Annotated in this window: 11 protein-coding genes; 9 read left to right on the forward strand and 2 right to left on the reverse strand. The window is 40.7% G+C overall.

What is annotated here, in order from left to right:
* Positions 1-2,343, reverse strand: a 2,343-nt coding sequence (locus VNZ46_RS07125; RefSeq protein WP_325559389.1) for a hypothetical protein, incomplete at its 3' end; no start/stop codon positions are given.
* Positions 2,309-3,196 (reverse strand): hypothetical protein, encoded by an 888-nt coding sequence (locus VNZ46_RS07130; RefSeq protein WP_325559390.1) that lies wholly within the window; start codon positions 3,194-3,196, stop codon positions 2,309-2,311. The genes VNZ46_RS07130 and VNZ46_RS07125, both read right to left, overlap by 35 nt.
* Positions 3,197-3,397: 201 nt before the next feature.
* On the opposite strand from VNZ46_RS07130, the gene VNZ46_RS07135 reads away from it, so the two are divergent.
* From VNZ46_RS07135 to VNZ46_RS07175, 9 genes are all read left to right on the forward strand, one after another.
* Positions 3,398-3,961 carry a hypothetical protein gene (locus tag VNZ46_RS07135; RefSeq protein WP_325559391.1) on the forward strand — a complete coding sequence of 188 codons (564 nt, stop codon included), beginning with the start codon at positions 3,398-3,400 and terminating at the stop codon, positions 3,959-3,961.
* Positions 3,962-4,061: 100 nt separating this feature from the next.
* On the forward strand, positions 4,062-5,519 hold the full coding sequence (locus VNZ46_RS07140; RefSeq protein WP_325559392.1) for an aminoacyl-histidine dipeptidase: 1,458 nt from the start codon (positions 4,062-4,064) through the stop codon (positions 5,517-5,519).
* Between the two features lie 43 nt (positions 5,520-5,562).
* Positions 5,563-6,498: a 2-dehydropantoate 2-reductase gene (locus VNZ46_RS07145; protein WP_325559393.1), complete on the forward strand. Its 936-nt coding sequence runs from the start codon at positions 5,563-5,565 to the stop codon at positions 6,496-6,498.
* A gap of 48 nt (positions 6,499-6,546) precedes the next feature.
* Complete coding sequence (locus tag VNZ46_RS07150) at positions 6,547-7,389, forward strand: hypothetical protein (protein WP_325559394.1); 843 nt, start codon at positions 6,547-6,549, stop codon at positions 7,387-7,389.
* 141 nt (positions 7,390-7,530) lie between these two features.
* Positions 7,531-8,778, forward strand: a complete 1,248-nt coding sequence (locus tag VNZ46_RS07155) for an efflux RND transporter periplasmic adaptor subunit (RefSeq protein ID WP_325559395.1) — start codon at positions 7,531-7,533, stop codon at positions 8,776-8,778.
* A 26-nt stretch (positions 8,779-8,804) separates the two neighbouring features.
* Positions 8,805-10,265, forward strand: coding sequence for a TolC family protein (locus tag VNZ46_RS07160; RefSeq protein WP_325559396.1), 1,461 nt, complete (start codon positions 8,805-8,807; stop codon positions 10,263-10,265).
* 23 nt (positions 10,266-10,288) lie between these two features.
* On the forward strand, positions 10,289-10,954 hold the full coding sequence (locus tag VNZ46_RS07165) for an ABC transporter ATP-binding protein (protein WP_325559397.1): 666 nt from the start codon (positions 10,289-10,291) through the stop codon (positions 10,952-10,954).
* A 9-nt stretch (positions 10,955-10,963) separates the two neighbouring features.
* Complete coding sequence (locus tag VNZ46_RS07170; RefSeq protein ID WP_325559398.1) at positions 10,964-12,202, forward strand: ABC transporter permease; 1,239 nt, start codon at positions 10,964-10,966, stop codon at positions 12,200-12,202.
* Positions 12,203-12,220: 18 nt separating this feature from the next.
* Positions 12,221-13,405: an ABC transporter permease gene (locus tag VNZ46_RS07175; protein WP_325559399.1), complete on the forward strand. Its 1,185-nt coding sequence runs from the start codon at positions 12,221-12,223 to the stop codon at positions 13,403-13,405.
* Positions 13,406-13,427: the final 22 nt, after the last annotated feature.

Below are 13,427 nucleotides of genomic sequence, written 5' to 3' on the forward strand. Positions count from 1 at the left end.
AGAAAACTCCTTGTAATACGGATTAGCGAGGTTGGCATCCAGGTATTCTTTGTATGTTTTTTTATCATTTAAGTAAGTATAAAGGTAATCCGGATACTTACCTGGGATGATCATCTTTTGAGCGCACTTGGCCAGCATAAAGGTACATTTGGCTTTGAGGTTTTGATCGGTAGTTAGTATTCTGGCCTTTAGATATAGCCGTTTTGCAGTCAGGGCTTGTTTATAATCCTTTTCATAATCATATTTGGGCGGAACTACATTGTCGTAGGAGCTCCAGCTATAACTGATCAGTCCCCAGGAATTTCCAAAATAACCCGTTTGATATAGGGCATTTGCCATTTTATAATAGTTTGCCGCTGCATTTTTTGGATCTGAGGTAACAAGCTTTTGCAGACGTAACATTTCCATTGCAAAGGTTTTCTTGTTTAAACCTCCTGTTTTGCTGCCGTTTTGTTTAGGATAATCCCGGATGGTTTCTATAAATGCGTTCGGATAAAGTCTTCCTTCATCACCTTCGTACCAGTTAGATGGTGTGAAGTATTGATGTTTAGGATTGATTTTTTGTAACCAGACCAAGGCATTTTTATAATTATGTGTTCTGAGGTAACTGGTGCCCACAAGTTCATAGAAATCATCCTGATTGAGTTGTTTGATGCTTCCGGCCAGAAGTCCGTCGAGGTTATCCTGGGGTGGGGTTGTTCTGTATCTTTCAATGCTCAGTAAGGTTGCCGGGCTTAGCGCTTCCTGCCAGTATTCAATGGTCGTGTAACTCATATTGCCAAACAGATCCTTCTTTTTCAAGTTTGAAGATCTGATGTCACCTTTTACCATAGCCATTGCTGCACGGGCAGTATCACCCATTTTCAGGTAGGCTGGTGCCAGGACATCCTGATAGAGGTTTCTTGCACTTAAGCTGAAAGCTTTATTGTAGCCGCCCCAATCGTCATAAGTTTGACCAGGCTTTGGTTTATTCTCTTCAAAACGTTTTTGATCGAGCCACTTAAGACCTGGTAAAAGATCATTGGGGTTAAATGAACTTCCTTTTTTTATCTGATCTGCTTTAATCAGCAGATCGGTAATGCGGTACTGATCTTTTAAACGTTCGGGAAGTTTTGGGAAATTAAGTTTTGACAGATAAGATGAAGCTTCTGCGCCCTTGTTTTCCATCCAGGAAAGATAGGCGGCGGTAAGAGTACCTAATTCAGGTTGACCATATTTCTTTTCTTCGGCAAGTTTAAGCGCGAAATTTTTCACCAGGGTCAGGTGCTTAAGATTGACCTTCTTTAGGCTGTCGGCATTTTTTGTACTGTTGTCATAGTAATAATTGCTGGAGCCGTTTAGTATATTTCCTTCCAGTTTATTAATCTCCCGTACCAAAAGGGCACCGTTAATCAGGCTTTTAGGATCGTTTTTATACACCTCTTCCAGACTTTTTAAGTCTTTTGCTGGATTCCCAAATCCCTCTATGGCCCAGATGGTGGCTCTTTCTGTATTGTTTTTGGCAAAACGAAGTACGGAGTCTGTGGATGGGCTGATGTTGTAATAGTTTCTATAGGCAAGTATTCTGCGTTCAGGATTGCTTTCAAATACTTTGGAAAATAAATAAGCGGATTCGCTCCTCATACCCAGCCTGCGCGTGGCCCCGGCATAAAGGGCCATTGACCAGCCTTTAACGGCGCTGGAAGTTTTATTGGTTTTGATCAGTTTGTCATAGACGTTCCTGCATTCCTGGTATTGTGCGGCATAATGGTACATTCTTGCAGACTGGTAGGCATAACGGAGTTTAATGAAGGCATCGCCGTGAGAAGAACTGACCAGGTCAAGAGCCTGTTTTGCAGCCGAAATCATTCCTGCGGTATCACGTGGAGCAGGATTCCAGTAATCTGCGGTCGAATTGGCAAGGGGTTCGCAGCTTTTAGCGAAAGAGAAGTATTGTGCAGCTTTTTTGTTTTTGCCCAGGGCTTGTATAAATGTATTTTGCTGCAGGCTGTCTGGCAGACTGGAGATTGGTTGCTGATCCAGTTTGCTGAGTACCAGATTGGTGGCGTCGTTACTTCTGTACATGACCTTTTCAACATCTTCTTTTTTTGCCTGAAGGTATTTGGCCCACTCTTCGCTGTTGATGTCTGATTCACTGTGGGTATCTTTATCTCCGTACAGGAAGCTAAGTTGAGTAAAAAAGAAAGGGGAATATTCATCGCCCGATACATCACTGTGGAAGTAGTTTATATAATAGTCATAAGGGTCTGTTTCGCCTCCACAAGCCAGGTTGATAGCGATTTCGGCAAAAAAAACAGTAATGAAAGTACTAAAACCTATGAATAACTTTTTGCAGGTCGTCATATTTGAAATCATTTAATAATTGTTCGTCTAAATGGTAGAATGTGAGGTTAAATTCTGTTGAGGGCAAATATGCGGATAAAAAATCAGCTGTTTGCAAGAGTTGTTTTGTTGTAATATGTTCCCATCGCACCATGTCATCTTTCTTTAGTCCGGCTTGGGGGAGATCAACCAAAAGCTTATAAAGTAAGGGCTGATCCAGTTTTTTAAAAATGTTTTTGTCTTGCAGCTGATTTGGATTCAATCGTTTCGAGATCCCTGCATATTGTTGGTTGCGGAAAATAACTGCCCATTTAAATAAGGGGAGGGCTACGTCAAGGGCCAGAGGGTAATTTTTTAAATGGTCTTTCAAGTAGAGGTCCATTTCCGCCTGGTCCAATATCGAGTTTTGCGGGCCATATTTTCTTAAATTACCCATATTGTAGCACATCAGCATGACTTTCTTTACCGGAGGAATGCCTGAGCTCTCTATATTTTTAACCTGATGGAGCCTTAACGTGGCTGTAATCTCTTTGTTCCGGAGTTGAGGCAATTTTTTGAGCTGCTCAAGAAAGTAGAAATAACGGTTTTTAGTTGTCTTGGTCCAGTCGCAGTCTATTTGCAATTCCTGGTAATCTTTCTTTCCGGCTTGCTTTACTTTTGCCTGGACAAAGACGGCAATTTTACCGGCCAGTGTTTTCAGTGCAGTACTATCTGTTACGTTTAAAATGTTGTTAACAATATAGACTACAGGGATAATGTTTACTTGTTGAGGTAAGCTTTCTTTAAAAGTGATAGGGGAAACTGGTATAGCTTGCTGACCGTCTGGATCTAAGTCGATATCCATAATGCGTACATACAAAGATCTGGATTGCATTTTTTTCAGATATTGTTGTTCTGTCTTGTTCTGGCTATAAACTGTTTTCCAATAATAAAAAGTAGGATGTGGTTTTTTTTCGGTCTTACAACCAGAAAAGAGAGCAAAAATCAGAGGCAAAAGTATAAGTAGGCGCATGAGCGCAAATGTCAGCAAAAATAAAACCAAATATTAAATTTTACATTTAGGAAAATGTATTTTATGTTTGATTATACAGCGCTCAATTATACCTATAACCAATATATAAACCTTTTTACATTGGAGCTTTTTGCGGCTATGTATTTAAAAACGAACGACATCATGAACAAATTAAAATGGCTGATCCTACCGGTAATGTTGCAGTTGGTAGCTTGTAGCGGAGGATCGGGGTCTAAAAAAGAAAATACAGGAATTGATCTTAACGGAAGCTGGAAATTGGTTTCTGCCAAAACGATTACGGGAAAAGATACGTTGGTTACTTTTCCGGTGCTTGGTCAGGAGATGATCAAAATGTTTAACGGAACTCACTTTTCCTTTTTTAAACATGATCTTAAAAAAGGTAAGACCCCTGCTGCAGTGTTTGATTGCGGTGCTGGTACTTATAAGCTTTCCGGAGAAGATTATACGGAACATCTGGCTTATTGTAGTTACCGGGATTGGGAAAATCAGGATTTTACATTTAAACTGCAGGTGAAAAATGATACCCTGATTCAACGGGGTGTAGAAAAAATTGACAGCCTGCATGTTAATCATGAGATTATAGAGATCTATGCCAGGATGAAATAAAAAACTTTCGGTTTTACCTTGAACTGTTCTCATAAAACCAGCTTTTTATTGGTTTATCAGGGCAATATTACCTAATTTGGCCGCTCTTAACTAAGATCTAATGGAAGTAAGAAATTTAGAGCCTAAGGCCCTTTGGAATAATTTTGCTGACCTGAATGCAGTACCCCGGGCTTCTAAAAAAGAAGAGAGGGTGATTGCTTTTATGGTTGCATTTGGTAAAAACCTGGGATTGAAAACAGTTCAGGATGCAACAGGTAATGTAATGATCAGTAAGCCTGCAACGCCTGGCATGGAGAACCGTAAAACTGTGGTGATGCAATCTCACCTGGATATGGTTCATCAAAAAAATAACGATACAGTTTTTGATTTTGAGAGCGAGGGTATTCAGATGTTTGTAGATGGTGACTGGGTTAAAGCTAAAGGAACCACGCTAGGTGCAGACAATGGTATTGGTGTTGCTTCTATTATGGCTTTACTGGCGTCAACGACCGTAGAACATCCTCCACTGGAGGCTATGTTTACCATTGATGAGGAAACGGGAATGACCGGAGCGAAGGAAATTGATCCTTCAAATTTTACGGGTTCTATTTTATTGAATCTGGATACAGAGGAAGATGATGAGCTGACCATTGGTTGTGCTGGTGGTATCGACACCAATTCTGAATATGCTTATACCCTGGAGAAGAGTAATGAAAATAGCGTAGCCTATCAGATTACAATTAAAGGTTTATCAGGAGGACATTCTGGTATGGATATCCATAAGGGCCGGGGCAATGCCAATAAGTTGATGAACCGTTTGTTTTACGGGGCTTTGAAATCGGCAAAGATCAGTCTGGCTGTTGTTGATGGTGGCAGTTTAAGGAATGCGATACCGAGAGAATCACGGTCGGTATTGGTTGTTCCCACTGGAGAGAATGCTGCTTTTCTGGCCTTCCTTGAAAAATTTTCTGCTGTTTTGAAAGAGGAATATCATAGCATTGAACCTTCTTTGGTTGTTGTGGCTGAGGAAACGGCCTTGCCTGAGGAAGTGATGGGGCAGGCTGACTTTATAAAAATAGTAAATGCATTATATGCTATGCCTAATGGCGTATTTAGAATGAGCCCGGATATAGAGGATTTGGTGGAAGCTTCTACCAACCTGGCGCGTGTGATTGTAAAAGACGGAAAATTTATTACGCAGTCTTTGCAACGGAGCAGTGTGGAAAGTACTAAAGATGATGTTGCTAATGCAGTTCGGGCAAGTCTGGAAGGAATGGGATGTTCGGTTAGTCAAAGCGGTGATTATCCAGGCTGGAAACCTAATCCGGATTCTGATATTTTAAGACTCATGGTTAAGTTGTACCAGGATTCCTTTAACAAGGAACCGAAGGTAGAGGCTTGTCATGCGGGTTTAGAATGTGGTATTTTAGGTGCGCACTTTCCTGGAATGGATATGATTTCTTTTGGTCCGACCATCAGAGGAGCGCATTCTCCGGATGAACGGGTCCAAATCTCTTCTGTTCAAAAATTCTGGTCTTATCTTTTGGCGGTGCTGAAAGAAATTCCCTCAGCGGAATAGCTAGCCCATAATAGCTTCATTACCGATAAAAAAATATATACTGATGAAAATAACTGTAATTGGATTAGGCGGGGTAGGTGGATATTTTGGATTTAAACTGGCCGATGCTTTTAAAACATCGATTGATGTTCAGGTGGATTTTATAGCAAGAGAAACAACTTATAATGTAGTAAAAGAGCGTGGGCTGACCTTGATTTCTCCCGAACACCTCCATCCTGTGGCTTATCCGGAAGGGCTGTTTCGGGAAATTGCTGATGCGCCTTTGTCTGATCTATGGTTGGTTTGTGTAAAGGAATATGACCTGGAGAGCATTTGCCTGCAGTTAAGGGATAAAATAAAGCCTGGTACTGTCATTCTGCCGTTAATGAATGGGGTGGATATCTATGATAGAATTAGAAAACTGATTCCAGATGGAGTGGTATTGCCTGCTTGTGTGTATGTAGCTTCGCATATTAAAGAAAAAGGAATTGTTGAACATAAAGGTGCGGCAGGAAGAATTATCCTTGGCAGGGATCCTGAACATTTACAATATGATCCTTCTGAGATTGTAGGTTTGTTGAAGCAAGCGGGAATAGATATTATATATAAAGGAGACGCCCTGGTTGATATTTGGACGAAATTTTTCTTTATCGCGAGCTTCGGATTGGTCTCGGCCAGGTATAACAAACCGATTGGCGTTGTTAACGAAGATCCTGAACTGCATTCCCGGGCGAACAGGATTATGGAGGAGTTAAAACTAATTGCTGATCAGAAAGAGGTAGCTGTACCTCCGGATATTGCAGAACTCACTTTTAAAAAGGCTGCAACTTTTCCTTATACTACCCCAACTTCGCTTCAACTGGATGTGCAATCAGGAAAAACACATACAGAGCTGGAATTATTTGCAGGCGCAATAATCAGTTATGGAAAATTGTTCGGCATCCCGGTTGTGGAAACAAACAGGATTTATGACGAAATAAAAGCAGGATTATTGAGCTGATTTTAAATAGTGTATCTTATTTTTGAAAAAAGGAATGCATTCTGTGCTATGAAAGAAAAAATATTATTACTGCTGGGTATGATTTGCCTGGGGCCTCTGGTAAAAGCGCAGAGTGTTTATGATGGCTGCTTTTCCGGAAAGGATGAAGAGGGAACTACAACTACGGTATTCTTCGATAAGCTATCTGGTTATTTTTCTACCTATGTAGAATCAAAGGATAAAGAAAAATTATTTTTTGCCTCCGGAAATTTTAAGGTAAAGAACAACAAGGCATTTCTGACCACTGCTCCGGAGTACGATGCGGTGAAGGTATATGGACGTTATAATAAGTCGTTGAGCAAAGATTCAGTAAGTCTGTTGATTGCCAGTAAAAAGGGCAAAGAGGTTCTGGTGCCGGTTTCTGTTGCAGTTGGATCTGGTTCAGGAAAGAAACAGCTTATACCAGTAACAGAGGGGCAACTGGAGGAAAGCGGAGGATACCGCATAAATTTTAAAGCTGGAGACAGTTTAAAGGTGGATTATTCTGTATTTGATCATCTGGTTTATGGCTTTAAAATCTCTGATGAAAGCAATTATAACGAGTTTTTTATCGACGTAGATGATTATCTCAGTTCAATGATGGTGGTGGACGAAGGAGTTAACCGTGCAAAGAATGACAACCTGGTGGCCAGTCCGATGGATAAAAAGTCGTATGCCAAACATCCTCCTCATGTGGTTATTTTGCACATGACAGGCTTATGGCTAAGAAAAGGAACAGCCCCGATGGCTGCTGAGCCGGTAACGAAGGCAAAGATGGCTTTTGATGGGAAAACTTATACACTTTTAGAAAGAGCTGCACTTAATAAGGCAAGAAATAGAGTTGTTCCGCCCCCTTTGGTTAAAAAATCTTAAGGTCAAAATATAAAAATGCCCGATATTAAACATTTTGTTCGATATCGGGCATTTTTTATATATCTGTAAATTGTAATCTATTGTTTTTTAGGTTTTTAACTATGGCATTTGCCTTGCAATGCCTTGTGCAAAACAAACACAATGGACAAGAGCATTGCAAATGAGGTTTCAGGACAAAAGAAAAGAAAGACAATTTTAATCCTTCTTTTTGCCGTGGCTGTGCTTGCATTGTGTATCTGGTTGCTTCGCTTTTACTTTAAACCTGCTTTGTCGGCTTCTGATATCACAACTTCTGTGGCTGCAATTGGAAATATTGAGAACACGATTAACGCTACAGGTGAAGTGTTGCCTGAATTTGAAGAAAGTTTGACCAGTCCAATCAATGCTTCGATCAGGAAAGTATTGCTGGATGCCGGAAACAAAGTTAAAGCCGGAGAATCTATTCTCATCCTGGATAAATCTGCAGCACAGTCTGAATACGATAAACTTAAATTTCAGATAGAATCTAAAGAGAATGAGATCCGAAAGCTGAAGTTGGATCTGGAGAAGAGTTTTTATGATATTAAATCGAACAACAGTATCAAACAATTGCGGATCGGAAACTTGGTGGATGCAGTGTCCAGTGCCAAAAGGTTATACAAGGCGGGAGGGGGAACAAAGGAAGGAATTGAGCAGGCTGAACTGAACCTGAAAGTTGCTGAGCTGGAGAAACAGCAGCTCGAAAATGAAATCCGGAATAAACAGCAGACCATGAAAATAGAGATCAGAGAAGCAGAAATCGCCTTGGCGATACAGCGTAATGATCAGAGTGCACTGAAGCGTAAACTGGATCTGGCGAATGTGGTGGCTACCAGAGCGGGGGTGATCACCTGGGTCAATAAGAATATCGGAGCGAGTATAAAGGAGGGCGAGTCGCTGGCCAGGATTGCTGATCTGAGCAGTTTTAAAATTGCTGGCAGTATGTCTGATAATCAGCTCGATCAGCTGCACCATAATATGCCGGTTATTGTACGGATAAATGATGTGCAGTTAAGGGCACATATCGTAAATATTTCTCCGGCAGTAAATAATGGTATTGTTTCCTTTGATGCACAATTGGAGGAGCGGAATAATAAATTACTGCGACCCAATATGAAAGTAGATATTTTCCTGGTTACGGCTACCCGGAACGGTGCGGTGAGGGTAGCCAATGGGCCAGCGTTTAAGGGCTCAAACCTCCAGGAAATTTTTGTGCTGAATAAGGGGAAGGCAGAAAGACGGACTGTGAAAACCGGGCTGAGCAATTTCGACTATGTAGAGATTCTGACTGGCATCAAGCCAGGAGAAGTGGTCATTACATCTGATATGAAGGCCTATGAGAATACAGCTGAGGTGACTGTAAACAATTGATCTGTTTTGAATTTTCAATCAACAAGATGAAAACGATATTGTCTTTCTTTTTTTTGCTATCTGGTGTGCATGTAACTGCTGCTATGGTTGTTAACGATACCCTGAAGTTGAGTTTACCTGCACTGGTTGAAATGGCTAAAACTAACTCTATTGCGGCAAAACAGGCCATTACCGTTAGAGAAACCAAGTATTGGGAATGGAGAACATATAGATCTAATTATCAGCCTCAGCTGGAATTAACAGGGGTGCTGCCCGGTTATAATAAAACCTATTCTCAGGTTTTGCAGCCCAATGGGGCTATTCTTTTCCAGCCTGTGCACAATGATAATTCTTCACTGACGATGAATTTTAGCCAAAGTATTGCGGCTACTGGAGGTACTATTTATGGAACAACGCAGTTGCAGCGCTTTGACGATTTTGACCGTAAAAATGTTCTTTATAATGCCATTCCTTATGGAATTGGTTATACACAACCCTTGTTACAGTTCAATAGTTTAAAGTGGGACAAGAAAATTGAACCTTTAAAGTACAATGAAAGTAAACAGGTATATATTGAGTCGCAAGAACAAATTGCAGTAACGGTAACGGGATATTTTTTTGATCTGTTGCTTGCCCAGGTTAACTTGAATATTGCGGCCACCAATTTAACCAATACGCTGAAGATTCTGGACATCGCCAATACTAAATTTGAGTTGGGGAAAATTTCCAAGAATGAAATTCTGCAATTGCAATTGGAGGAGCTTAATGCACAAAAGGCTGTTGGTACGGCAAAACGGGATATGGAAATAGCGACTTTAAACCTGCGGAGTTATGCGGGGATGGAAGGTGATGATAAGATTGTACTGGATATGCCTGCACAGGTAAATCAAATGAGTATTTCGGCAGACAGGGTATTGAAGGAAGCTTTTGAGAACCGTTCAGATGCCATTGCTTTTGTGCGTAAACTGGCTGAGGCGAAAAGGGATGTGGCAAAGGCCAAGGGGCAAAACGGTTTAACGGCAACACTGAATGCGAATCTTGGGTTTTCCAATGCGGCAAGTAATATTGCTGAGGTGTATCGTTCTCCAAAGAGCCAGCAGTCTATACAGTTGCAGCTCAGTATTCCAGTGCTGGATTGGGGACGTTCAAAGTCAAGGACCAAAACAGCCGAGGCCAATGAGCAGTTCATCGCTTATGCTGTGGAACAGGATAAACAGACATTTAAGCAGCAGATCGTTACACAGGTAACCTTGTTTAATATGATGAAGGAACAGGTAGCGCTCACAGGCAAAGCGGATCGTATTGCTTCTGAAAAATATCAGATTGCCCGGGAAAGATATGTGCTGGGTGATTTGAGTATTACGGATCTGAGTATTGCTTTCCAGGAAAATGACAGAGCAAAGAGAGATTATATTGCTTCACTTAGAGATTTCTGGAGTGCTTATTATCAGCTGAGGTATCTGTCTTTGTATGATTTCGAAAAAAATGAAAAAATTACTTATAAATAAATCTTAATCTGTAACTATACGATATGATACGTTTACAAAACATTGAAAAAGTATACCGTACCGATACGGTTGAAACCCTTGCCGTAAATGGAATTAGCCTGGATATTGCAAAAGGAGAATTTCTTTCTATTATGGGCCCCTCGGGTTGTGGAAAAAGTACTTTGCTGAATATTATGGGACTGCTTGACGAACCATCCAAAGGAAGTATCAGGATTGCCGGACAGGATGTTTCCAGTTTCTCCGATCAACGGCTGGCAAAGTTTAGGAATGAACAGCTCGGTTTTATATTTCAAAGTTATCATTTGATTAATGATCTGCAGGTGCTGGACAATGTGGAATTGCCTTTATTGTATCGTTCTTCATCGGCCAGAGAAAGGCGGGATCTGGCTGCGGAAGCCTTGGAGAAAGTAGGCCTGAGTAACCGATTGAAACATTTCCCTTCACAGTTGTCTGGCGGGCAGCGGCAGCGGGTAGCGATAGCCCGGGCAATTGTTGGTAAACCTCAGATTATACTGGCAGATGAACCTACAGGAAACCTGGACAGTGCAATGGGCAATGAGATTATGGATATTCTGATCAATTTAAACCGAAACGACGGCACAACTGTGGTGATGGTAACACACGATGAAAATATGGCAAATAAAACGCATCGCCTGGTTCGTTTATTTGATGGTTCTCAGGTTCAATAATTGAAGGTTATGCTTAAAAATTACTTTAAAATAGCCATTGCGGTACTGAAGAGAAGAAAGGTCTTCACTTTTATAAGTTTGTTCGGGATCAGCTTTACGCTGACCATATTGATGGTTGGTACTGCATTTTTGGATAAGGTCACCAGTGCTGACTACCCCGATTACAAAAGGGACAGGTCTTTATATGTAGGGTCTATGGAATTGCAGAATTCTAAAGAGGGTTGGCTGAATAGGAGTGATGTTTCTCTTTATTTCTTTGATCACTATGTATCCCGGCTTAAAAATGTGGAAAAGATGGGGATTTCTTCTTATCCAAAGGCTTCCAACGCCTATATCAACAACAAGAAGATTGTGATCAATTATAAATATACGAATGCAGATTACTGGAGGGTATTGGAATACCGGTTTCTGGAAGGAAAGCCTTATGCTGAGCAGCAAATTGTTAATGCAGAGCGGGTTGCAGTGATTTCTGAGACAACTAAAAAAGCTTATTTTGGTAATATGCCAGGTGTGGTTGGGCAGTATATCTCTGCTGATGAGGTGAATTACAGGGTCATTGGTGTAGTAAGTAATGTGGCAAAAACGATGCGGAATTTTGCAGGAGATATGTTCTTGCCTTATACTGTATCTAAAGAAAATTATACTAAGCCAGATTTAATGGGACCTTACAGCGCAGTACTACTGGCCAGGTCAAAAGCTGATGTTCCAAAGATGAAACTGGAATTTGATCAGATGATGAAGAAAGTTCCCATAGGCAATAAAGAGTTTGATCGGCTATACTGCAACGCTGATTATTTTTTTGCTAGTATAACCAGACGGATTGCTGGAGATGGGAAGGATTCGGGGATCACCAAAGCAGTATCTATTCTGGTTGCTTTTGTTATTTTGTTTTTGTTGCTCCCGACCATTAATCTGGTGAATATTAATATTACCCGGATTATGGAGCGGTCATCAGAAATTGGGGTAAGGAAAGCTTTTGGTGCATCTTCCAGGACCTTGGTCTGTCAGTTTATCGTAGAAAATATGATCCTAACTTTTTTGGGTGGTGTATTGGGCTTGCTTTTTTCTGCGCTGATCATCTATTTTTTCAATTCCTGGAACCTGATCGACAGTGTGAGGCTGTCTTTAAATTTTTCTGTGCTGTTGTATAGTTTTTTGGCTTGTGTGTTTTTCGGTTTGATTTCCGGAGTTTATCCAGCCTGGCGTATGTCCCGGCTAAATGTTGTAAAGGCGTTAAAAGCGCAGTAAATTTTAAAAGCTATTATTATGGTTAAGCATTTATTTAAATTAATATGGAATAAAAGGAGGCATAACTTTCTGTTCCTTTCTGAAATACTGGTTTCTTTCCTGGTTATTTTTGCTGTTTTTTCTTTCCTGGTGTATTATTATATGAATTATAGAAAACCGATGGGCTTAGCGTATGATCGGGTATGGTCTATTAATTACAATAGCAACCAGCAATCAAAGAATATGGATTCACTGGTGATCTTTTATGAAGATTTGAAGAAGTCTTTAAAGTCAATGCCAATGGTGGAGGCAGTAAGCTATACGAGTAATAATTTTCCATATTCCAGCGGTATCATGACTACAGGATTATCTCCGGCTGGTAAAAAGGTTAATAATGTCAATAATTATATGGTTGGGGATGATTACAATAAGGTATGGAAAATGACACTGATAGAAGGCCGCTGGTTTAATCCGGAGGATAAAGTGGCGAGGAATAGGCCCATCATTATTAATGAATCTTTGAGGAAGGAGATTTTCGGAAAGGCCCCGGCAATAGGCAAATCTGTTGGCGACTATGAAGATAAAGATAAGATGAAAATCATCGGGGTGGTGCAGGATTTTAAAGCTAATGGAGATTTCTGGCCTGCGGGCTATGCGCTGTTCAGTCCTTTGGATTCTGGCTATTTAAAGCATACCAATGTTCTTCTTGTTAAAGTGAGACCAGAGGCGGATGCGAGTTTCGAGAGTTCCTTGTATAAGTTTATGGCCAACAGACTGAAAAATTCAAGTATAGAGATTCAGCATCTCTCGGAAATGAGAGATGCTAAAAATGAGCAAACGATAATTCCTATGCTTATTTTTATAATTATTGCCAGTTTTCTGATCATTAATGTGGCGCTTGGGTTATTTGGCGTGCTCTGGTATAACATCAATCAGCGAAGAGGTGAAATCGGTTTGCGAAGGGCACTGGGGGCCTCCGGAAATTCAGTTTCCGGTCAGTTGATTAGTGAATCGTTGATCCTGGCAACCATGTCTTTAATTGTCGGATGTTTCTTTGCACTACAGTTTCCGATCATGAATGTGTTTAATGTACCTTCCATGGTTTATGCTATAGCTATACTTCTGTCCATCGCATTTATTTATGTATTGGTTTTTGTGTGTGCACTTTACCCTGGAAAGCAGGCTGCGGCGATACATCCTGCCGTTGCGTTGCACGAGGAATAGATTAGAGATAAACGAATTTACT

The sequence above is a fragment of the Pedobacter sp. genome (genome assembly GCF_035566355.1).
Lineage (GTDB): Bacteria > Bacteroidota > Bacteroidia > Sphingobacteriales > Sphingobacteriaceae > Pedobacter.